The organism is Streptomyces sp. NPDC019937 (assembly GCF_040631655.1).
Classification (GTDB): domain Bacteria; phylum Actinomycetota; class Actinomycetes; order Streptomycetales; family Streptomycetaceae; genus Streptomyces.
In genome coordinates, this window is the sequence record NZ_JBEYAL010000062.1 from 15,596 (window position 1) to 37,846 (window position 22,251).

General features: G+C 71.6%; 19 protein-coding genes. 12 read left to right on the top strand and 7 right to left on the bottom strand.

All coding sequences use genetic code 11. The features are described from left to right. The first annotated feature begins 84 nt into the window (after positions 1–84). Entirely contained in the window at positions 85–762 is a 678-nt protein-coding gene (locus ABZ562_RS37950; protein WP_361489077.1) for a TetR family transcriptional regulator, read from the top strand. Between the two features lie 3 nt (positions 763–765). Continuing rightward, positions 766–1,200, top strand: a complete 435-nt coding sequence (locus ABZ562_RS37955) for a glutaredoxin domain-containing protein (protein ID WP_361489079.1) — start codon at positions 766–768, stop codon at positions 1,198–1,200. A gap of 9 nt (positions 1,201–1,209) precedes the next feature. Here ABZ562_RS37955 and ABZ562_RS37960 read toward each other — a convergent pair whose 3' ends face one another. Next, positions 1,210–1,677: a DUF3592 domain-containing protein gene (locus ABZ562_RS37960; protein ID WP_361489082.1), complete on the bottom strand. Its 468-nt coding sequence runs from the start codon at positions 1,675–1,677 to the stop codon at positions 1,210–1,212. A 106-nt stretch (positions 1,678–1,783) separates the two neighbouring features. Here ABZ562_RS37960 and dacB point away from each other — a divergent pair, with 106 nt between their 5' ends. Further along, positions 1,784–3,349, top strand: coding sequence for a D-alanyl-D-alanine carboxypeptidase/D-alanyl-D-alanine-endopeptidase (gene dacB / locus ABZ562_RS37965; RefSeq protein WP_361489085.1), 1,566 nt, complete (start codon positions 1,784–1,786; stop codon positions 3,347–3,349). Here the strand turns inward: dacB and yicI are convergent. Genes yicI through ABZ562_RS37985 form a run of 4 tightly spaced genes read right to left on the bottom strand, consistent with a single transcriptional unit; the run spans position 3,330 to position 8,658 of the window. Further along, complete coding sequence (gene yicI, locus ABZ562_RS37970; protein WP_361489087.1) at positions 3,330–5,627, bottom strand: alpha-xylosidase; 2,298 nt, start codon at positions 5,625–5,627, stop codon at positions 3,330–3,332. The two genes, dacB and yicI, sit on opposite strands and share 20 nt — an antisense overlap. Before the next feature lie 15 nt (positions 5,628–5,642). Then, on the bottom strand, positions 5,643–6,428 hold the full coding sequence (locus ABZ562_RS37975; protein ID WP_361489114.1) for a carbohydrate ABC transporter permease: 786 nt from the start codon (positions 6,426–6,428) through the stop codon (positions 5,643–5,645). 32 nt (positions 6,429–6,460) lie between these two features. Further along, a complete protein-coding gene (locus tag ABZ562_RS37980) occupies positions 6,461–7,357 on the bottom strand; it encodes a sugar ABC transporter permease (RefSeq protein WP_361489090.1) in 897 nt (298 codons plus the stop codon). Then, complete coding sequence (locus ABZ562_RS37985) at positions 7,354–8,658, bottom strand: extracellular solute-binding protein (RefSeq protein WP_361489092.1); 1,305 nt, start codon at positions 8,656–8,658, stop codon at positions 7,354–7,356. The genes ABZ562_RS37980 and ABZ562_RS37985 overlap by 4 nt, the downstream gene beginning before the upstream one ends. A 269-nt stretch (positions 8,659–8,927) precedes the next feature. On the opposite strand from ABZ562_RS37985, the gene ABZ562_RS37990 reads away from it, so the two are divergent. The 6 genes from ABZ562_RS37990 to ABZ562_RS38015 all read left to right on the top strand — a co-directional run bounded on the left by ABZ562_RS37990 (position 8,928) and on the right by ABZ562_RS38015 (position 16,849). After that, positions 8,928–10,322: a nitrate/nitrite transporter gene (locus tag ABZ562_RS37990; RefSeq protein ID WP_361489094.1), complete on the top strand. Its 1,395-nt coding sequence runs from the start codon at positions 8,928–8,930 to the stop codon at positions 10,320–10,322. A gap of 170 nt (positions 10,323–10,492) precedes the next feature. Next, positions 10,493–11,647, top strand: coding sequence for a uroporphyrinogen-III synthase (locus tag ABZ562_RS37995; protein ID WP_361489097.1), 1,155 nt, complete (start codon positions 10,493–10,495; stop codon positions 11,645–11,647). 536 nt (positions 11,648–12,183) lie between these two features. Next, complete coding sequence (locus ABZ562_RS38000; protein WP_361489100.1) at positions 12,184–12,810, top strand: ABATE domain-containing protein; 627 nt, start codon at positions 12,184–12,186, stop codon at positions 12,808–12,810. Positions 12,811–13,042: 232 nt separating this feature from the next. Continuing rightward, the gene (locus tag ABZ562_RS38005) at positions 13,043–13,564 is read left to right on the top strand and encodes a sigma-70 family RNA polymerase sigma factor (RefSeq protein ID WP_361489102.1); all 522 of its coding nucleotides are present in this window, start codon (positions 13,043–13,045) and stop codon (positions 13,562–13,564) included. Further along, positions 13,561–14,334 (top strand): zf-HC2 domain-containing protein, encoded by a 774-nt coding sequence (locus ABZ562_RS38010; protein ID WP_361489105.1) that lies wholly within the window; start codon positions 13,561–13,563, stop codon positions 14,332–14,334. The genes ABZ562_RS38005 and ABZ562_RS38010 overlap by 4 nt, the downstream gene beginning before the upstream one ends. Before the next feature lie 151 nt (positions 14,335–14,485). Further along, positions 14,486–16,849 (top strand): UvrD-helicase domain-containing protein, encoded by a 2,364-nt coding sequence (locus ABZ562_RS38015; protein ID WP_361489116.1) that lies wholly within the window; start codon positions 14,486–14,488, stop codon positions 16,847–16,849. Between the two features lie 220 nt (positions 16,850–17,069). Here ABZ562_RS38015 and ABZ562_RS38020 read toward each other — a convergent pair whose 3' ends face one another. After that, positions 17,070–17,276: a cold-shock protein gene (locus ABZ562_RS38020; RefSeq protein WP_055555416.1), complete on the bottom strand. Its 207-nt coding sequence runs from the start codon at positions 17,274–17,276 to the stop codon at positions 17,070–17,072. Between the two features lie 285 nt (positions 17,277–17,561). Between ABZ562_RS38020 and ABZ562_RS38025 the strand changes: the two genes are divergently transcribed. Continuing rightward, positions 17,562–18,983 carry an NAD-dependent malic enzyme gene (locus ABZ562_RS38025; protein WP_361489108.1) on the top strand — a complete coding sequence of 474 codons (1,422 nt, stop codon included), beginning with the start codon at positions 17,562–17,564 and terminating at the stop codon, positions 18,981–18,983. A gap of 254 nt (positions 18,984–19,237) precedes the next feature. Continuing rightward, positions 19,238–19,519, top strand: coding sequence for an HU family DNA-binding protein (locus tag ABZ562_RS38030; RefSeq protein WP_009717479.1), 282 nt, complete (start codon positions 19,238–19,240; stop codon positions 19,517–19,519). Between the two features lie 466 nt (positions 19,520–19,985). On the opposite strand, the gene murA is transcribed toward ABZ562_RS38030, so the two are convergent. Further along, complete coding sequence (gene murA, locus ABZ562_RS38035) at positions 19,986–21,329, bottom strand: UDP-N-acetylglucosamine 1-carboxyvinyltransferase (RefSeq protein ID WP_361489111.1); 1,344 nt, start codon at positions 21,327–21,329, stop codon at positions 19,986–19,988. Positions 21,330–21,569: 240 nt separating this feature from the next. On the opposite strand from murA, the gene ABZ562_RS38040 reads away from it, so the two are divergent. Further along, complete coding sequence (locus ABZ562_RS38040) at positions 21,570–22,160, top strand: YqgE/AlgH family protein (RefSeq protein ID WP_055555530.1); 591 nt, start codon at positions 21,570–21,572, stop codon at positions 22,158–22,160. Positions 22,161–22,251 lie beyond the last annotated feature (91 nt).

The window sequence follows — 22,251 nt, forward strand, 5'->3', positions numbered from 1 at the left end:
TTCCAAAGGGGTGACGGGCTCAGTTATGCCACTGAGTGGCGTAAGCCTGCAAGTGGCATTCGCGTGCGCGATACACTCGCCGTCGTGACCGCCGCCCCCACCCCGTCGCTGCGCGAACGCAAGAAGCGGCGCACGCGTCAGACGCTGATCGACACCGCCCTGGAGCTGTTCACCGAGCGCGGCTTCGGCGGCGTCACGCTGGATGAGCTGTGCGAGGCGGTCGAGGTCTCCAAGCGGACCTTCTTTCGCTACTTCACCAGCAAGGAAGACGTCGCCATGGCCGCCGACCAGGACCTGTGGCGGGCCTTCCTGGAGGAGCTGGACACCGTGGACCCGGGCCCGCGGACGCTGGTGGAGCTGGCGCGGGACACCCTGCTGGTCGCGCTGGAGCGGATGGACGACGAGGGGTGGGCCCGCCGGGTCCTGCTCAGCCGCCGACTGGCCGAGCGGACGCCCTCGATGGCCGCGCACGGTCTGCAGTTCTGCGAGGCCACGACGCAGGAGGCATTGAGCATCCTGCGTCGGAGGTTCGGTATCGGGGCGCCCGACGACGTACGCCCCCGGCTGGCTGTGGACATGCTGGTCGCCGCGTTCCACTGCGCGCTCGCGGGCTGGGTGGCCCGAGCCGACGAGGCGGGCGGGGCAGGTGAGGCGGCTGGGGCAGGCCCAGGCCGGCCACTGCCCCGGCACGATCTGGACGTACGTCTCCGTGCGGCCGTCGCCGCCCTGTCGGACAGCCTCACGATGTCCGTGGAGGGCTGACCGATGCGCGCTTGGATCCTGCCGGTGCTGTTCGTGCTCTGCGGCTCCGGTCTCGCGACCGGGCTGGCCTCCGGAGGAAGCCCGGGCGCCGCCGCAGCAGTCCTGCTGGGGTTCGTGCTGCTCGCGGGCGTCAACTCGCCGCTGGTCTTCCCCAGGTCGATCGGCGCGCTGGAGGCACAGCGCCGCAGCGCGGCCGACGGCCGACCGGTCGTCTACTGGCGGCCCGGCTGCGCGTACTGCATCCGGCTGCGCACCCGGCTGGGCCGCCGCGCCCGCCGGGCGCATTGGGTCGACATCTGGCGCGACCCGCAGGGAGCGGCGGCGGTGCGGGTGGCCAACGACGGCAACGAGACCGTGCCGACGGTCGTCGTGGCGGGCCGACCGCACACCAACCCCGATCCCGCCTGGGTGCGCGAACAGCTCTCCGGCGCGGTCTGACGGGGGGCGTCAGTTGAAGGCGACCACCAGGCCGAAGCCGAGGAAGATCGTGCCGGTCAGGGCCAGGCCCGCCGTCGGGCCCACTATGTGGCGCCGCATCCAGACCCGGGCCTTCCGCGATTCGCCCGGAAGGTACATCACATCCACCCTCCGGCCGGTCGCCAGCCCCAGGCCGACGCCCTGGATCGCGGTCGTGAACTCCACCTTGTAGCCCTGATGGTCGTGGAACCGGATGATCGGCTTCGGGATCGGATTCCGGTTCCCCTTTGGGTTCCCCTTTGGGTTCCCCTTCGGGTTCCCCTTCGGGTTCCCCTTCGGGTTCCGGGCCTGGTGGTCCGCGATGTTGGCGACCACGACGCCCTCCGTACGGATCCCCTCGCGGCGCAGCCGTCGCACCAGCCCGGCGTCGCGTACGGCGCAGGCGTAGAGGAACAGGCCGATCGCGATACACAGCAGTTCGGCTCCGGGCATGGCCATCGATGTACTCGACTCTCTTCGTGTTCGGTTCCCCCGATCCGGAACTCAGGTTGTCACTTCCGGGTGCTCTGTCGCGAAGTGGCGGGGTGCGGGATCCTCCCGTGGCATGAGGAGACCCTTGAACCGTCGTGCGCGCGCCTGGGCCTGGCCCCTCGTCATCGGGCTGGTCTGCACCCTCACCTGGAGTTCACCGGCCGGGGCCGACGCCTCCCGCGCCGGGTTCGGCGAGGCCGTCGACCGCGTCCTGGCCGACCCCCTGCTGAAGGGCGGGGCGGCCGGGGTGGTGGTCGCCGACGCCGATTCCGGCGCCGTGCTGTACCGGCACCGGGCCGACGACCGGCTGATGCCCGCCTCCAACACCAAGCTGTTCACCTCGGCCGCCGCCATGGGGCTGCTCGGCCCCGACCACACCTTCCGGACCGACGTCTCGACCGACGGCACCCGCCGCGGCCACACCCTGCGCGGCGACCTCTATTTGCGCGGCACCGGCGATCCGACCCTGCTCGCGCGGGACTACGACCGGCTGGCGAAGGACATCGCCGACGCGGGGATCACCCGGGTCACCGGGCGGCTGATCGCCGACGACACCCGGTTCGACGCGCAGCGCGCGGGCCGCTCCTGGGCCGCCGACGACGAGTCCTCGTACTACGCCGCGCAGATCTCCCCGCTCACCGTCGCCCCCGACACCGACTACGACGCGGGCAGCGTCATCGTCGAGGTCGCGCCCAGCGCGGCGGCGGGGGAGCGGCCGAAGGTGACGGTCACGCCCGGGACGCGGTACGTCCGCATCGACAACCGGGCGAGGACCGGAAGCGGCGGCGGCCTGACCGTCGAACGCGGCCACGGGACCAACACCATCACCGTCAGCGGCGCCATCGCGGCCGGGGCGCCGGTGGCGAAGGAGTGGGTCAGCGTCTGGGAGCCCACCGGCTACGCCGCCGCCGTGTTCGCCGACGCACTCCAGGAGCACGGCGTACGGGTCGAGGGGCCCACCCGCCTCGGCGAGGCCACCCCGCCGGACGCCCGCCCGCTCGCCTCCCACCGCTCGATGCCGCTCAAGAAGCTGCTGATCCCGTTCATGAAGCTGTCGAACAACATCCACGCCGAAGTGCTCACCAAGGCCATCGGCTACGAGACGGCGGGGCGGGGCACCTGGAGCGCGGGCCTGGACGCGATCGCGGACTGGCTCAAGAAGCAGGGCGTGGACACCGGATCGGTACGACAGGTGGACGGCTCGGGGCTGTCCCGGATGGACAACATCGCGGCCGGGCAGCTCACCGAGCTGCTGCTGGCGGTCCGTCACCAGCCCTGGTACGCGGACTGGTACGGCTCGCTGCCGGTGGCCTGCGCCCCGGACCGCTTCGTCGGTGGCACGCTGCGCTCGCGCATGTGCGGCACCCCGGCGGCGGGCAACGCGCGCGGCAAGACCGGCTCCCTGACCGGCGCCTCCGCGCTCTCCGGGTACGTCACCGACGCGGACGGCCGGGAGCTGGTCTACAGCATCGTGCTCAACAACTACCTCGCGCCGTCCGTGAAGACCCTGGAGGACGCGATCGTGGTGACACTGGCGAAGTCCGGCGAGGGCCGCACCGAGGCGGTGCGGCCCCGCGCCGTGAGGGGCGCACCGACTGCGGATCTGGAGTGCTCCTGGGTCAAGCCCCGGCGCTGCTGAGCGCCAGCGTGAGGGCGGCCGTCCCCGCGTCCGCGTCGGCGGACGGCCCGCCCACCACCTCCACCCGCCACGGTGCCGAGTGCCTGCGGCAGAACCAGTCCGCCTCGGCGTGCAGGGTGTCCCCGTCCCGTACGACGGTGAACGCGACGGCCGTCGAGCCGTCCGGGGCCGGGACCCGGACCGTGACCCCGGTGCCGGGCAGGGCGGAGGGTTCGTACACCCGCAGCGTGACGCCGTCCGCCCAGTCCGCGTCCGGCCGGTCGTACGCGGCGCCGAACGGGATCACCGAGCCCGGCCGGGCCAGCAGCGGCACGCTCAGGAAGCCGTGCCGCTCGCGCACCCAGCGCGGGCCGCACACGGTCCGGCCGCTCAGCACCTGGGTCCAGGTGCCCTCCGGGACGTAGTACGCGACCTCGCCCTCGTCGTCGAAGACCGGCGCGACCAGCAGATCCCCGCCGAGCATGTACTGCCGCTCCAGGCCCGCGCAGCCCGGGTCGGCGGGGAATTCGAGGACCATGGCGCGCATCACCGGCACGCCCTCGGCGTGCGCCTGGCGCGCCGCCTCGTACAGATACGGCATCAGCCGCAGCTTCAGCCGGGTGAAGAAGCGCAAGCAGGCCACCGACTCCTCGTCGAAGTGCCACGGCACGCGGTACGAGGACGAGCCGTGCAGCCTGCTGTGCGAGGACAGCAGCCCGAAGGCGATCCACCGTTTGAAGAGCGCGGGGTCGGGGGTGCCCTCGAAGCCGCCGATGTCATGGCTCCAGAAGCCGAAGCCGGACAGCCCGAGGGAGAGCCCGCCGCGCAGCGATTCGGCCATCGCCTCGTACGTGGACTCGCAGTCGCCGCCCCAGTGCACCGGGTATCGCTGGCCGCCCACGGTCGCGGAGCGCGCGAAGACGACGGCCTCCCGCGTTCCCCGCCGCTCGCGCAGCGCCTCGAAGACGGTGCGGTTGTACAGGTGGGTGTAGTAGTTGTGCATGCGCTCGGGGTCGGAGCCGTCCGCGTAGACCACGTCCAACGGCACCCGCTCGCCGAAGTCGGTCTTGAAGCAGTCCACGCCCATGTCGAGCAGCGCGGTCAGCTTCCCGGCGTACCAGGCCCGCGCGGCGGGGCTGGTGAAGTCGACCAGGGCCATGCCGGGCTGCCACAGGTCCCACTGCCACACCGAGCCGTCCGGCCGCTTCAGGAGATGACCGGCCGCCTTGCCCTCGGCGAAGAGCGGGGAGCGCTGCGCGATGTACGGGTTGATCCACACGCAGACCCGCAGGCCCCGGTCGTGCAGCCGCCGCAGCATGCCCGCGGGGTCGGGGAAGACGCGCGGGTCCCAGGTGAAGTCGCACCAGTGGTGTTCGCGCATCCAGAAGCAGTCGAAGTGGAAGACGGACAGCGGCAGGTCGCGCTCCGCCATCCCGGCCACGAAGCCGGTGACCGTCTCCTCGTCGTAGGAGGTGGTGAAGGAGGTGGACAGCCACAGCCCGAAGGACCAGGCGGGCGGCAGCGCGGGGCGGCCGGTGAGGGCGGTGTACTTCCCGAGGATCTCCTTCGGGGTGGGCCCGTGGATGACGTAGTACGTCAGCTCCTGGCACTCGGCGCTGAACTGGACGCGGGAGACCGCCTCCGAGCCGACCTCGAAGGAGACGTTGCCGGGGTGGTCGACGAAGACGCCGTAGCCCGCGTCGGTGAGGTAGAAGGGGACGTTCTTGTAGGCCTGTTCGGTGGCGGTGCCGCCGTCGGCGTTCCAGATGTCGACGGTCTGGCCGTTCTTCACCAGCGGGCCGAAGCGCTCGCCGAGGCCGTAGGCGGAGGTGCCGACGCGCAAGGTCAGCCGCTCGCGCAGATAGTGCCGGCCGTCGGCGGTCTCCATGATGCCCATGTCCTTGGGCCCGCTGCCGGTGAGCGTGCGTCCCGCCGCCTCGAAGGCCACCCGCCAGGGGCCGGTGCGGGCGATGCGCATCGTGAGGGCGCCGGAGGTGAGCCGGGCCTCGTCCTCGTCGCAGTCCACCTCCCCGTACGAGCCGTCGGCCAGCTCGAACGACGGGCCCCGGCCGGCCCCGCCCGCGAAGTGGGTGAGCCGGACCCCGATCACGCCGGGCATCGGCGCGGTGCAGGTCAGGGCGAGGACCGGGCCCTTGAGGAGGTCGCCGCGGCGGCGGACCGGATGGGTGGGGGCGTGCACGGTGAGGCTGCCGGGGCCGGTCTCCACGTCCAGGGCCCCGGTCGGGTACCCGGCGGTGACACCCTCGCGCAGCAGCCAGTAGCCGTCGCTGAACTTCATGGGCGTCGCTCCTCGTCACTTGACCGCGCCCGCGGCGATGCCACGGGTCAGGGTCCGCTGGAAGATCAGGAAGAAGATGATCGCGGGGACCACGCCGAGCAGGGCGGCCGCGTTGGTCATGGTGGCGTCCATCAGCCGCTGGCCCTGGAGGACGCCGAGGGCGACCGACACCGTCTGGTTGTCGTTGGAGATCAGCATCACCAGCGGCAGCAGGAACTCGTTCCAGGTCCAGATGAAGAAGAACACCAGCAGCACCCCGATGGTCGGGCGGCTGACCGGCACCACCACCCGCCACAGCACCTGCCACTTGTTCGCGCCGTCGATCCGGGCCGCCTCGATGATCTCCCTGGGGAAGGCGCCGAGGACGGAGGAGAACAGATACGTGCCGAACGCGGCCTGGATCACGGTGAAGACGAGGATCACGCTCAGCCGGGTGTCGTACAGCCCCACCTCCTTCGACAGGTAGTAGACGGGGTAGACCAGCGCCTCCTGCGGCAGCATGTTCGCCAGTACGAAGAAGGCCAGCACCCAGGGGCGGCCCTTCACCCGGCCGATGCCGATGGCGTACGCGTTGAGCACGGACAGCACGGCGGCGCCGACCGCCACCGACCCCGAGATCAGCACGGAGTTGACGAGCTTCCGCCCGAAGTCGACCCGTTCCCAGAAGTCCGCGATCCCGTCCAGGTAGAGCCCCTTCGGCAGGCTCAGCGGCCCGTTCGCGGAGTACTCGGCGGGCGACTTCACCGCGTTGAGGGCGACCACCAGGAACGGCAGCACCATCAGGACGGCCGCCACGATCATCGCCGCCAGCACCGGATATCGCTTCACGGCCCTCACCGCTCCTGGTCCTCCGCCCTCGTCTGGAGGCGCAGGGCGACCAGGGCCAGCGCCAGGATGATCACGGTGAGCACGGTCGAGACCGCGGAGCCGTAGCCGACCTGCGTCTTCTCGAAGAACGACTGGAAGGAGAAGTACGAGGGGACATTGGTCGCCCCGCCCGGCCCGCCCTTGGTGAGCACGTACACCGCGCCGAACACCTTGAGTGCGGCGATCGTGCACCACAGCAGCACCACCGAGATCTCCGGGCGGATCTGCGGCAGCGTCACGTGCCAGAACCGCCGCCACCACGAGGCGCCGTCCAGCTCGGCCGCCTCGTACAGCGCCGGATCGACGCGCTGCAGCCCCGCCATGAACACCACCAGCGGAAAGCCCAGCTGGACCCAGACCATCACGCCCATCACGCTGTACAGCGCGAGGTCCGGGTCGCCCAGCCAGTCGTGGCGCAGCGAACCGAGGCCCACCGCCCGCAGCAGATCGTTGAGGGCACCGCTCTCGGGGGCCAGGATCCAGCTCCACACGATGCCCGCCACCGCGATCGGCAGCACCTGCGGCAGGTAGAAGCAGGCCCGCAGCACGCTCGCGGTGCGGGCGCCGAAGTGCTTGCCGACGAAGTCGAACAGCGCGGCGGCCAGCACCAGGCCGAGCGCGGTCGGGATCGCGGCCATCGCCACCACCATGGCGAGGCTGTGCCGGAAGGACTCCCAGAAGGCGTCGTCGTCCAGCAGGTCCCGGTAGTTGTCCAGACCGGCCCACTGCGGGGTGCCGACGCCCTGCCAGTGGGTGAAGCTGATCCCGGTGTTCATCAGGAACGGCACGACGATGACGGCCAGGAAGGCCAGCGCGCCGGGGATCAGGAAGAGCGTGTACGGATACTCGCGCTGCCGGTTCATCCCTTCGGCGCGCCCGCCTCGTACGCCTTGGCCAGTGCGTCCAGATAGGCGTCGGGCTTCGAGTCGCCCGTCATCAGCTTCTGGGTCTCGGAGACGAGGGTGTCGTAGAAGCCGGGCACCGGCCAGTCCGGGTAGAAGGCGAGTCCGCCGCGGTCGGAGTAGGCGGTGAAGTCCTGGATCAGGCTCTTGGCCTTGGGGTCGGTGATCGCGGCCGGATCGGCGGCCACGGGCACGCCGCCCTCGTTGCCCAGGGTGTTCTGGATGCCCTTCTTCATCGTGATGTCGATGAAGTCGTAGGCGAGCCGCTTGTTCTTCGCGCCCTTGGGGACGACCCACAGATTGCCGCCGGAGCCGAGCGTCAGCTTCGACCCGGGGAAGGGGAACGTGCCCCACTCGTCCTTGATCTCCGACTTGAAGCGGCCGAACCACCAGCTGCCGGAGAAGAACATCGGATACTTCCCCGCGATGAACGCCGCGCCCGCGTCCTCGGCCTTGGCGCCGCTCGAACTCTTCGCGATGTACCCCTTCTTCACCCAGTCGGCGAAGGTGGTGGCACCGTAGGTCCAGGCGGCGTCGTGGAAGTCGGGCTTGCCCTTGTACTGCTCGTACGCGTCCACCCAGGCGCGGTCGGCCTTGGACAGGGCCAGCTGGTACACGTACTGCTGGGCGGGGTATTCGGCGCCCGCACTGGCGAGCGGGGTGACGCCCTTGTCCTTGAACGCCTTCAGCGCGTCCGTGAACTCGGCGAAGCTGGTCGGGACCTTCACCTTGTGCTTCTCGAAGAGGGTCTTGTTGAAGTAGACCATCGTGTACTCGGCGTAGTTCGGCACCCCGAACCACTTGCCGGAGCCCATCACGCCCCGCTCGTCGTACCGGCTGGTGGTGCGCACCCCCGCGCTCAGCGGCTTGTCCCAGCCGCGCTTGGTGACCTCCGGGGAGAGGTCGGTGAGCAGCCCCTGCTTGGAGAGCAGTCCGGTGGTGGCGTTGCCCTTGTTGTACTCCATGAGATCGGGCGCGCTGTCCGATCCCAGCACCATCGAGGCGGTCTTCTGGATCTGTTCGAAGCCCTTCTCCTCGAACTTCACCGTGACGCCCGGATGGCTCTTCTTGAACTCCTCGATCGCCTGCTTCCAGGCCGCGCCCATGGCGCCATTGGGCGCCTCGTAATGCCATAACGTGAGCGTCTTGCCGTCCCCGGCCTCGCCCCCACCGCCCCCGCACCCCGCCAGGACCAGGGCCCCTGCGAGCGCGGCCGCGATGACGGCCCCCGTTCGTGTCGTCCGTTTCCGTGCCGTCAACATCCACTGCCTCCAGGAGGGTTGGGAGGAATGTGCACGTGCAACGTTCGTCGAAGCGCTTCGATGGGCAGAGGTATAGGTGTGCGTGGAGAGGTATGTCAATGGCGTTGACAAAATGGTGGGGAAGCCCGTGATCCCGGCGGGCCCCGGGGCCTCACCGCACCCCGCCCCCGTGGGTGAGAGCAAGGTTTCGTGCCGGTCACCTGGCGCCACGGGCCGGTAATCCGCTGTGCCTAGCGTCGGGCAGCGACACCGAGCACCGTGGAGGCGCGATGACTGCCCCGACCACCACAGCCGCCCGCAAAGGGGGCCGCTGGATCGAGGAGTGGGATCCGGAGGACGAGACGTTCTGGCGGGAGAAGGGGGAGCGGACAGCGACCCGGAATCTGGTCTTCTCCATCCTCTCCGAGCACATCGGCTTCTCCATCTGGAGCCTGTGGTCGGTGATGGTGCTGTTCATGGGGCCGGAGTACGGGGTCGACCCGGCCGGGAAGTTCTTCCTGGTCGCGATGCCCACTCTGGTCGGCGGGGTGCTGCGGGTGCCGTACACCTTCGCCGTGGCCCGCTTCGGGGGCCGCAACTGGACGATCATCAGCGCCGCGATGCTGCTGGTGCCGACGGTGGTGGCCGCCGTGGTGATGGAGCCCGGCACCTCGTATACCACCTTCCTGGTGGTCGCGGCGCTCACCGGGGTCGGCGGCGGGAATTTCGCCTCCTCCATGACCAACATCAACTCCTTCTACCCGCTGCGCAAGAAGGGCTGGGCGCTCGGGCTGAACGCGGGCGGCGGCAACGTCGGCGTGCCGGTCATCCAGCTGATCGGCCTGCTCGTCATCGGCACGGCCGGGGCCACCCACCCGCGGATCGTGCTGGCCGTCTACCTCCCGCTGATCGTGGTCGCGGGGGTGCTCGCGGCGCTCTTCATGGACAACCTGGCGCCGGTGAAGAACGACACCGGGGCGGCCAAGGAGGCGGCCCGGGACGCCCACACCTGGATCATGTCGCTGCTCTACATCGGCACCTTCGGCTCCTTCATCGGCTACAGCTTCGCCTTCGGGCTGGTGCTGCAGAACCAGTTCGACCGCACCCCGCTGCAGGCCGCCTCGCTCACCTTCATCGGCCCGCTGCTCGGCTCCCTCATCCGCCCCGTCGGCGGGCGGCTGGCCGACACCTACGGCGGTGCGCGGATCACCCTGTGGAACTTCGGCGGGATGGCCGCCGCGACGCTCGTGGTCGTCTACGCCTCCGCGCAGCGCTCGCTGCCCGTCTTCCTCGCCGGCTTCATCGCCCTGTTCGTCCTCAGCGGGCTCGGCAACGGCTCCACGTTCAAGATGATCCCCGGCATCTTCCAGGCCAAGGCCGCGGCGCGCGGGCTCACCGGCGAGGAGGCCGCGGCCTACGGGCGGCGGCTGTCCGGCGCGGCGATGGGGCTCATCGGGGCGGTCGGCGCGCTCGGCGGCCTCGGCATCAACCTGGCCTTCCGGGAGTCGTTCGGCAGCGCCCACTCCGGCACCCCGGCCTTCGTCTCCTTCCTCGCCTTCTACGCCCTGTGCTCGGCGGTCACCTGGGTCGTGTACCTCCGCCGCACCCCGGCGGCGGCCCGGCCCGCGGGGGCCGGCGCACCGGAGGCGCAGGCCGCGCGGCAGCCCGCCTACGCGGACGTGTGAGCCATCCGTCGCGGAGGCGTACGGTCGGAGGGTGCCCGTGACCGTACGCCCCGTAACACCCGGGAAACGTGCCGGAACCGCGTCCGACACGGGACCGCGCCAGGATGACGACTCACCCCAAGGCGCACATACGACAGTGAACCGGGACGAGAGCCGAGAGTCAGAGCCACATGCAGCGAGACCACCATCAGGCGACGACCGTCGGACCCCTCGCGGGGTTCACCGTCGGCGTCACCGCCGCGCGCCGCGCCGATGAACTCGGCGCCCTGCTGCTGCGGCGCGGCGCGGCCGTCCTGCACGCGCCGGCGCTGCGGATCGTGCCGCTCTCCGACGACTCCGAACTGCTCACCGCCACCAAGCGGTTGATCGACCACGCCCCCGAGGTGGTGGTCGCCACCACCGCCATCGGCTTCCGCGGCTGGGTCGAGGCCGCCGACGGCTGGGGTCTCGGCGACGCCCTGCTGAACCGGCTGCGCGACGTCGAAATCCTGGCCCGCGGGCCCAAGGTGCGCGGTGCCGTACGGGCCGCCGGGCTCACCGAGAAGTGGTCCCCGGCCTCCGAATCGATGGCCGAGGTGCTCGACCGGCTGCTGGAGGAGGGCGTCGAAGGCCGCCGCATCGCCGTCCAGCTGCACGGCGAACCGCTGCCCGGCTTCGTCGAGTCGCTGCGCGCCGGGGGCGCGGAGGTGGTCGGCGTGCCGGTCTACCGGTGGATGCCACCGGAGGACATCGGCCCCGTCGACCGGCTGCTGGACGCCGCGGTCGCCCGCGCCGTGGACGCCATCACCTTCACCAGCGCCCCCGCCGCCGCGAGCCTGCTGGACCGGGCGGAGCGGCGCGGCATGCGCGAGGAGCTGCTCGACGCGCTGCGCCACGATGTGCTGCCCGCGTGCGTCGGGCCCGTGACCGCGCTGCCGCTGGAGGCCCAGGACGTCCCCACCAGCCAGCCCGAACGCTTCCGGCTCGGGCCGCTCGTGCAGTTGCTGACCGCCGAGCTGCCCGGCCGGGTGCGGCCGTTGCCGGTCGCCGGGCGGCGGCTGGAGATCCGCGGCCACGCGGTGGTCGTGGACGGCGAGCTGCGCACCGTCCCGCCCGCCGGGATGGCCCTGCTCCGCGCCCTGGCCCGGCACCCGGGCTGGGTCGTGGCCCGCGCCGACCTGCTGAAGGTGCTGCCGGGGGCGGGCCGCGACGAGCACGCCGTGGAGACGGCGATGGCCCGCCTGCGCGCGGCCCTTGGATCGCCGAAGCTGATCCAGACGGTGGTCAAGCGGGGCTACCGGCTGGCACTGGACCCGGCGTCCGACGCCAAGTACGCCGACGAGTAGCGGCACCAGCCGCCGGGCCGAGCCCCCGCTCCGGGAAAGCCCCCGGCGTCGGCCCCGAGCCCGGGTGCGGCCCGGGGCGCCGGGGGCCCTTGGCGTTGCATTCCCGGGCGCGGCCCGGTGGGCGCGTTGTGCCCACCCGTCCCGCCCTGCGGGACGATCGCCCACAACCAGGTCACACATCCTGCCCCCTGCAGCGCGGGGGTTCGGCTGGCCGGAGGCCCTCGTCCTCCGGCCAGCCTCCCCACCATGTGGGCGGGTCGGCGCTCGGGGCCCGTGCCCCAGCCCCCGGCCCTGCGCGTCAGGGCGGGGCGGAGAGGTGCCACCATCCAGCCCCTCCGGCGTTTGAGGAGCGGGGTCCAGGGGCGGAGCCCCGGCGGGGGTGTGGGGCCCCGCCCGGGGGCCGGGGGCTTGCCCCCGGTTCGGGAAGGGGCGGGGTGGGGAACACGGCACGCGCCCCCACCGACGGCGGGGTACCGGCCCGCGCCCCGGACGGGCACCCTGGGGGGAGCCCACCTGCCCCCGGAGGTGACAGGAACATGGCGGCGGACGCCTTCGCCCTGCGGTTCGACGCCGGGCGGATCTGCCTGGACCTGGTGGCCACCGTCGACGGACGCCTCAGCGAGACCCCCGTCGAACGCCTCGACGGCGTCGAACCCCTCAGAGCGTGGCTCCTCGGCACCGGACTCATCCCCCACGGCACGGCCCGCGAAGTCCTCGACGCCGTCGACACCGCCTGGCTCACCCGCTTCCGGGCCGCCCGCGACCTCCTCCACCGCATCGTGCACATGGAGGTGGAGGGCAAGGCGGCGGGCCCGGACCTGGAGCGGGTGAACGCGCTCGCCGCCACCGCCCCGCCCGCCGTACGGGCCGTACGCGCCACCGACGGCACCCTCGTCGCCCGGCTCGCGGCCGCCCCCGACTGCGGGGCGTTGCTGGCGCAGGTCGCCCGCGACGCCGTCGCGCTGCTCACCGACCCCGTCGCGCGCGAGCGGCTGCGGCGCTGCGAGGGGGAGAACTGCTCGCTGGTGTACCTGGACACCTCGCGGGGCCGGCGCCGCCGCTGGTGCTCCAGCGAGGTGTGCGGCAATCGGGAGCGCGTGGCACGCCACCGCCGCCGTTCAAACCCAAAGCAGAAGCAAAAAATGAACGAGTTTCAGACATGACGCAGGCCCCGGATGGGGGGACCGGGGCCTGCGGGGCGGTGTTTGGGGAGGGAGCCCTTTATGGTGGCCGACGCCCGCCCGGCGCCGGGTTCTCGGCCTCAAGTACGTGCCGTGGCCCGGCAAATGTTCACCGCAGAAGTGGGAGGAATGTCACAGGGTTGTGAATGAACTGCGGATCATTCCAGCCCGTACGCCCCTCGACCCAGCGGCTTGCGTACGCAAAGATGCCCTCGTGACCGAGAGGACGACACCGGACGACGCGCTGATGCGCGCGCTCTATGCGGAGCATGCGGGCCCGCTTCTCGCCTTCGTCCTGCGCCTGGTCGCAGGCGACCGGCACCGCGCCGAGGACGTGGTTCAGGAGACGCTTTTACGGGCGTGGCGCAATGCCGACCAGTTGCAGCGCAGCGGCGGTTCCGTACGCCCGTGGCTGGTAACCGTGGCTCGCCGCATCGTCATCGACGGCCACCGAAGCCGCCGTGCCCGCCCCCATGAGGTCGACGCGGCCCCCCTGCATGTCATGCCCGCAGCGGATGACATAGACCGGGCGTTGCGCCAGATGACCATTTCCGATGCCCTGAATGACCTGTCCGATGCGCACAGAGAGGCGCTCGTCGAGACATACTTCAAGGGACGGACGGTGAGTGAGGCTGCGGAAGTGCTGCGCGTGCCGCCCGGGACCGTACGATCCCGGGTTTACTACGCGATGCGTGCCCTCAAGCTCTCACTTGAGGAACGGGGGGTCACGGCATGATGCCGACAGCGGACGACCAGCAGCACACCGCCGTCGGCGCCTATGCGCTCGGCGTCCTCGACGCGGCCGACGCGGCGCGTTTCGAGGAGCACCTGATCGGGTGCGACCGGTGTGCGGCAGAGCTGGACGGGCTGATGGGCATCCCCCCGCTGCTGGCGGACTACGCGACCAACGCGGACGGCACGGCCGTCCCCGACCCCGCCACCCTCACCGCCCGCCCCGGGCCCGAGCTGCTGGGCCGGCTGCTCGGCGAGGTGACGGCGAGCCGCCGTACGAAGGGCCGCAGGCGGCTCTTCCTCGTCGCCGCGGCGGGCATCCTGATCGTCGGCGGCCCGTTCGTGGGCGCGGCGCTCAGCTCGGGGTCCGACGAGGGCGGTGGCGGCACGAATCCCCCGGTCGCCGCGGCCAACCCGGCGCGGGCGGCCTACGACCAGGGCAAGAAGTACAGCTCGGTGGACCCCGAGACCAAGGTGAACGCCTCGGTCTCGCTCACCCAGAAGGGCTGGGGCACCGCCATCGCGTTCAAGCTGGGCAACGTCAAGGGGCCCAAGAGCTGCGATCTGATCGCCATCGGCAAGGACGGTCACGAGGAGACCGTCACGACGTGGGCCGTGCCCAACGCGGGCTACGGGATCAAGGACGGCGACGGCTCCCGCTGGAACAAGGAGCCGCTGTACGCGCAGGGCGGCGCGGCGATGAACCAGAGCGACATCGCCCGCTTCGAGGTCCGCACCCTCGATGGCCAGCGGCTGGCCGAGGTCAATATCTGAGTCGCGCGTACGGGTGGGTGTACGGTTGACGGCTGCCCTATGTACACAGAAGGGGGCTTGGGTGGCCGCGCAGAACGCCACGCAGAACGTCACGCACGTCAGCCGGACGGCCCCGCCGCAGGACGGCGGGGACGGGGTCCGGGACCGTGAGATCCGGATCGAACAGACCCATCTGGACCGCGTGTACCGCCGCTTGGAGGAGAAGATCCACGAGGCGGAGTTCCTCATGGACGACGCCGCCAAACGCGGACAGGTCGGCACGCCGGGCGCACTCGCCGAGCGCGACGCCCAGGTGTTCCGGGCCGGGGTGCACCTCAACCGGCTGAACAGCGAGTTCGAGGACTTCCTCTTCGGCCGCATCGATCTGCTCCTCGGCAAGGACGGCGAGCGCGGCCCGGACGGGGCGTACACCTCCGTGGAACCCGCCGACGACGCCATTCGCCCGGGCGCGGACGGGGACCGCGCGGAGATCGCGGAGACCCTGCACATCGGCCGCATCGGAGTGCTGGACGCCGACTACTCGCCGCTGGTGATCGACTGGCGGGCCCCCGCCGCCGCCCCCTTCTACCGCTCCACCCCGGTCGCCCCCGGCCGGGTCGTGCGCCGCCGGGTGATCCGCAGCAAGGGCCGCCGGGTGCTCGGAGTCGAGGACGACCTGATGCGCCCCGAGCTGACCGCGACCCTCGGCGGCGAGGTGCTGCCGGTGGTCGGCGACGGCGCGCTGATGGCCGCGCTCGGCCAGGCCCGCGGCCACACCATGCGCGACATCGTCGCCTCCATCCAGGCCGAACAGGACATGGTGATCCGTGCCCCCGCCGCCTCCGTCACCGAGGTCGAGGGCGGCCCCGGCACCGGCAAGACCGCGGTCGCGCTGCACCGCGCGGCGTACCTGCTCTACCAGGACCGCAGGCGGTACGCGGGCGGCATCCTGGTCGTCAGCCCCACCCCGCTGCTCGTCGCGTACACCGAGGGCGTGCTGCCCTCGCTGGGCGAGGAGGGCCAGGTGGCGATCCGCGCGGTCGGCTCCCTGGTCGAGGGAGCCGAGGCCACCACGTACGACGAACCGGCCGTGGCCCGGATCAAGGGCTCCTCGCGCATGATGAAGGTCCTGCGCAAGGCGGCCCGCGGCGCCCTGGAGCTGCCGCCCGCGGGCCCGGCGCCCGCCGACGGCGGCCAGCTCACCCTGGACGACGTGGCCGAGGCGCCCGGCAGAGGCCAGAGACCCGGCGGGCCGCCCGAGCGCCTGCGGGTCGTCGCCTTCGGCGCCCGCGTCGAGCTGGACGCCGAGGAACTGCGCCGCATCCGGCAGAACGTGCTGGGCGGCACCGCGCCCGTCAACCTGCTGCGCCCGCGCGCCCGCCGGCTGCTGCTGGACGCGCTGTGGGCCCGTACGGGCGGCCCGCGCCGCTACACGGACCCCGAACTGGCCGCCGAGGCGCGCGAGGGCTTCGACGAGGACATCTCCGGCGAGGACGCGTTCACCGGCTTCCTGGATGCCTGGTGGCCCGAGCTGACCCCGCGCTCGGTGCTCGCCGCGATGGCCGACGAGAAGCGGCTGGGCCGCTGGTCACGGCGGGTGCTCAACCCGCGCGAGGCCCGTCTGGTGGCCCGCTCCCTGGCCCGGCTGGGCCCGGACGGACAGGGCCCGCTGTCGGTGCACGACGTGGCGCTGCTGGACGAGCTGCACACCATCCTGGGCGCCCCGGCCCGCCCGGCGAAACCCCGCGAAGTCGATCCGCTGGACCAGCTCACCGGTCTCGAGGAGCTGACCACCTTCGCCGACCGCACCACGCCCCGGCGCGGCCGCGTGGACCGGGCGGAGCAGGAGCGCACCGACTACGCGCACATCATCGTCGACGAGGCCCAGGACCTGACGCCCATGCAGTGGCGGATGGTGGGGCGGCGCGGCCGCCACGCCACCTGGACGGTCGTCGGCGATCCGGCCCAGTCCTCCTGGTCCGACCCGGACGAGGCGGCCGAGGCCCGCGACGAGGCGCTGGGCACCCGCCCGCGCCGCCGCTTCACCCTCACCGTCAACTACCGCAACCCGGCGGAGATCGCCGAGCTGGCCGCCAAGGTCCTGGCGCTCGCGATGCCCGGCACCCCCGCGCCCCGCGCGGTCCGCTCGACCGGCGCCGTACCGCGGTTCGCGCCGCTCCCGGCGCACTCGGACGGCGACCTGGGCGGCCACGTCCGCGCCGAGGCGGCCCGGCTGCTGGAGGAGGTGGACGGCACGGTCGGCGTCGTCGTCGCCATGGGCCGCCGCGCACAGGCCCGCGGCTGGCTGGCCGGGCTCGGTGACCGGGTGGTGGCGCTGGGCAGCCTGGAGGCCAAGGGGCTGGAGTACGACGCGACGCTGGTGGTCTCGCCCGCCGAGATCGCCGACGAGTCACCGGCCGGGCTGCGCGTGCTGTACGTGGCGCTCACCCGGGCGACCCAGCGGCTGACGGTCGTCCCGGGCGAGCGCGACGACCCGGACCGGGACGGCGTCCCGGACCTGCTCAGGGCCGACTGAGGGCCGAGCGGAGGCCGGCTGAGGGCCGATTGAGGGACGGAGCGAAATCGGCCCCGCCGACGGGGAATCGCTTCCGGGGATGGTTTGTTAGCCTTGCTGTGGCACCGGCTCGATCCAAGCCCCCGGGCCCAACCATCGTCGCTACGAGCGACCACTTGCCGCGAGGCGAGCATGGCGGGTCGGTGCCACCTACAACGTCATGGCGAAGAGGTCCGCGTTCTCAGCTGAGGACGCGGACCTCTTCGGCTTGCGGCCCCTTGCGGCCCTGCACGATCTGGAATTCGACCCGCTGGTCGTCGGCAAGGCTGCGGTAGCCGTTGCCGTTGATCGAGCTGTAGTGGACGAAGACGTCCGGCCCGCCGCCCTCCTGGGCGATGAAGCCGTAGCCCTTCTCGGCGTTGAACCATTTGACGGTGCCCTGAGCCATGCCCGCTGCTCCTTGTGTTCCTCGACGCCGGTGGACGTCGTTCGGCGCTGTGCGCGCCAGAGCCTAGGGGCCTGGGCTGCGGGAACGGCCCGCCTCGCCCGGCGTTCCCGCGAAGGAGTGGGGCTTTCCACTCGGCTGACCCCACCCCTGGTATGTCAGAACAATATGTCCGAAAGTCGGGCCGGGTTACCTCGTACCAGAAGGTAGGTGCAACCATCTGAGGATGTGGCCCGGCCATCCCGGGCCCGGCACACCTGGTTCAAGGGAAAGCAGAGGAAGACGGTCATGGCAACGGCGCCCAGCGTCTCGTACTCGATGACGGTCCGGCTGGAGGTCCCCGCGAGCGGTACCGCGGTCAGCCAGCTGACCACGGCCGTGGAGTCCTCCGGTGGCTCGGTCACCGGCCTGGATGTGACCGCTTCCGGCCACGAGAAGCTCCGTATCGACGTCACCATCGCGGCCAGCTCCACCGCGCACGCCGATGAGATCGTGGAGAAGCTGCGCGGTATCGAGGGCATCTCGCTGGGCAAGGTCTCCGACCGTACCTTCCTGATGCACCTCGGCGGCAAGATCGAGATGTCGTCCAAGCACCCGATCCGCAACCGTGACGATCTGTCCATGGTCTACACCCCGGGTGTGGCGCGGGTGTGCCAGGCGATCGCGGACAATCCCGAGGACGCCCGCCGTCTGACGATCAAGCGCAACAGTGTGGCGGTCGTCACCGACGGCTCGGCGGTGCTGGGCCTGGGCAACATCGGCCCCAAGGCCGCGCTGCCGGTGATGGAGGGCAAGGCGGCGCTGTTCAAGCGCTTCGCCGGGATCGACGCGTGGCCGATCTGCCTGGACACCCAGGACTCCGACGCCATCGTGGAGATCGTCAAGGCCATCGCGCCGGGCTTCGCGGGCATCAACCTGGAGGACATCTCCGCCCCCCGCTGCTTCGAGATCGAGGCGCGGCTGCGCGAGGCGGTGGACATCCCGGTCTTCCACGACGACCAGCACGGCACCGCCATCGTGGTGCTCGCGGCGCTGACCAACGCGCTGCGGGTGGTGGGCAAGAAGATCGAGGACGTGCGGGTGGTGATGTCCGGCGCGGGCGCGGCGGGCACCGCGATCCTGAAGCTGCTGACCGCTGCCGGGGTGCGGCACGCGGTCGTCGCCGACATCCACGGCGTGGTGCACTCCGGCCGCGAGGACCTGGTCGCCGCCGACCCGGACTCCCCGCTGCGGTGGATCGCGGACAACACCAACCCGGAGGGCGTCACGGGCACGCTGCGCGAGGCTGTGCGGGGCGCGGACGTCTTCATCGGGGTTTCGGCCCCGAACGTGCTCTCCGGTGAGGACGTGGCGGCGATGGCGGACGGCGCGATCGTCTTCGCGCTGGCCAACCCGGACCCCGAGGTGGACCCGGCGATCGCCCGCCAGACGGCGGCCGTGGTGGCCACCGGCCGCTCGGACTTCCCGAACCAGATCAACAACGTGCTGGTCTTCCCGGGCGTCTTCCGTGGCCTCCTGGACGCCCAGTCCCGTACGGTGAACACCGACATGATGCTGGCCGCGGCGGGTGCGCTCGCGGATGTCGTCCACGACGACGAACTGAATGCCAACTACATCATTCCGAGCGTCTTCAACGACAAGGTCGCGGGAGCGGTCGCCGGAGCCGTGCGTGAGGCGGCGAAGCCTGTGACCGGGACCACCGCGGTCTGAGCCGGGCACGGCGCGTCGCGGCCCTTGGGCTACCTGGGGCCGCCATAGGGTGGCGGGCAGGAAAACGACCGCCACGGCGCTTTTCGTGTGACTCTCCGGGGTTCCGGATTGGCTTTCCCGCCACAGGTGGGGGCAGGATGCGTTCCGGGCGCGAGGGTCTGAACAGCAGACCCGGGTCCGGGGACTGTCCGAGGGCCCTGGCAGCATCGGCTTCGATCTCACGCCTAATGGCAAGATGAACACGGGAGTACAACATGAACCGCAGTGAGCTGGTGGCCGCTCTGTCCGAGCGCGCCGAGGTGACCCGCAAGGACGCCGACGCCGTTCTGGCGGCCCTGGCCGAGGTGACCGGTGAGGTCGTCGCCAAGGGCGACGAGAAGGTCACCATCCCCGGCTTCCTGACCTTCGAGCGCACGCACCGTGCCGCTCGCACCGCGCGCAACCCGCAGACCGGTGAGCCGATCGAGATCCCGGCCGGCTACAGCGTGAAGGTCTCCGCGGGCTCCAAGCTGAAGGAAGCCGCCAAGGGCAAGTAAGACGCCTGGCGACACAGAGTGGGGCGGCCACCCGGTGCGGGTGGCCGCCCTTCGCCGTCCTCCAAGGCCCCTGAGTCGCCTCAGACGCCTCACACGGCCCCCAAGGGCCCATAACCCCCGCTCAGCCCCCACACGCCCCGTCTCCCCGCCCCCCAGCACGTGAGCCCCACGCGCCCCGACTACGAAGACGCAGGTGGCGCCGGTGGCCGGGGCCCGGGGCGGTGCCCCGGAAGCCCCCCGCCCGCAGCTCGCCGTGGGGGCGTGGGCCGGGGCGCGCGTTCCGAGCCCGCGACCCGGCTGCCCGCCCGTCCACCTCCGCCGCAGCGGTCGAGCCGCCGCGCGGCCCGAACCGCGCGCCGGTGGCGCCGGTGGTCGGGGTCCGGGGCGGGGCTCCCGTTTCGGGAAGGGGCGGGGTGGGGGAGGAGCCCCCGCCCCGTGCCCCCCCGTTTCGGGAAGGGGCGTGGCGTTACACCGTGTCGGCGTCGCCCGGGAGCTCCACCTTGGCGCCCAGCTCGACCAGCTTGTGCATGAAGTTCTCGTAGCCCCGGTTGATCAGGTCGATGCCGTGGACCCGGGACGTGCCCTGCGCGGCGAGGGCCGCGATCAGGTACGAGAAGCCGCCGCGCAGGTCGGGGATGACCAGGTCGGAGCCCTGGAGCCGGGTCGGGCCCGACACGACCGCGGAGTGCAGGAAGTTCCGCTGGCCGAAGCGGCACGCCGAGCCGCCCAGGCACTCGCGGTAGAGCTGGATGTGCGCGCCCATCTGGTTCAGCGCGGAGGTGAAGCCCAGCCGGGACTCGTACACCGTCTCGTGGACGATGGACAGGCCCGAGGCCTGGGTCAGCGCCACCACCAGCGGCTGCTGCCAGTCGGTCTGGAAGCCGGGGTGGACATCGGTCTCCAGGGCGATCGCGTTGAGCTTGCCGCCCGGGTGCCAGAACCGTATGCCCTCGTCGCCGATGTCGAAGGCGCCACCGACCTTGCGGAAGGTGTTCAGGAAGGTCATCATCTCGCGCTGGCGGGCACCGCGTACGTAGACGCTGCCCTCGGTCGCCAGCGCCGCGCTCGCCCAGGAGGCGGCCTCCAGACGGTCCGGGAGGGCGCGGTGGTTGTAGCCGCCGAGTTTGTCGACACCGGTGATCCGGATCGTCCGGTCGGTGTCCATGGAGATGATGGCGCCCATCTTCTGCAGCACGCAGATGAGGTCCTCGATCTCCGGTTCGACGGCCGCGTTGGAGAGTTCCGTCACACCCTCGGCGAGCACCGCCGTGAGCAGCACCTGCTCGGTGGAGCCCACCGACGGGTACGGCAGCTTGATCTTCGTACCCCGCAGCCGGTGCGGAGCCTCCAGGTACTGGCCGTCCGCGCGCTTCTCGATCGTCGCGCCGAACTGGCGCAGCACGTCGAAGTGGAAGTCGATCGGCCGGCCGCCGATGTCGCAGCCGCCCAGGCCCGGGATGAAGGCGTGGCCGAGGCGGTGCAGCAGCGGACCGCAGAAGAGGATCGGGATGCGCGAAGAGCCGGCGTGCGCGTCGATGTCGGCGACATTGGCGCTCTCCACATGGGTGGGGTCGAGCACCAGCTCACCGGACTCGTCGCCGGGGCGCACCGTCACACCGTGCAGCTGCAGCAGCCCGCGCACCACCCGCACATCGCGGATGTCGGGGACGTTGCGCAGTCGGCTCGGCGCACTGCCGAGCAGGGCGGCGACCATGGCCTTCGGCACGAGGTTCTTCGCGCCGCGGACATTGATCTCGCCCTCCAGCGGGGTGCCGCCATGGACGAGCAGGACATCGTTCGAGCGGGTCATCTGGTCTCGCGTTCCTGAGACGGGCAAGGGGCCAAAAGGCAAGACTAAACGCCTTCGAGGCCGCCCCCGTAAGGCTGTTGCACCCTCGAAATGGATCGGTATGCGTCGCGCCACACTCCGTTCCGTCCCGGGAACCGACCGTCACGTGCGCCGCTCCTGCTGTCGTACGCCCCGACCTGCTCTCATACGGGTCTCGTCTTCCACTCCCCGTCCGGACCGGATATGCGGGATCATGTGGCCATGACCGAGGTGTCCTCCCTCACAGGACGGCTGCTTGTCGCGACACCGGCGCTTGCTGACCCGAATTTCGACCGCGCGGTGGTGCTGCTCCTCGACCACGACGAGGAGGGCTCCCTCGGCGTGGTCCTGAACCGGCCGACCCCCGTGGGCGTCGGGGACATCCTGGAGTCCTGGGCCGAGCTGGCCGGTGAACCGGGCGTGGTCTTCCAGGGCGGTCCGGTGTCGCTGGACTCGGCGCTGGGCGTTGCCGTGGTGCCGGGGGAGGCGGGCCGGTCCCCGGCGCGCGGCGAGGACGCCGGGCCACTCGGCTGGCGCAGGGTGCACGGGGCGATCGGCCTGGTGGACCTGGAGGCGCCGCCGGAGCTGCTGGCGGCCGCGGTGGGATCGTTGCGGATCTTCGCGGGGTACGCGGGATGGGGACCGGGGCAGCTGGAGGACGAGCTGTCCGAGGGCGCCTGGTACGTGGTGGAGTCGGAGCCGGGGGACGTGTCGTCGCCGTCCCCGGAGCGGCTGTGGCGGGCGGTGCTGCGCCGTCAGCGCAGCGAGCTGGCGATGGTCGCGACGTACCCGGACGACCCCTCGCTGAACTAGTGACCTGAGTCGGAGGTTTGTCGTTGGTTCGGTATGAGTCGTCCGGGTCCGAAGATTCCGCCGTTGTCACTGACTGATGCCCAGCGGGCGG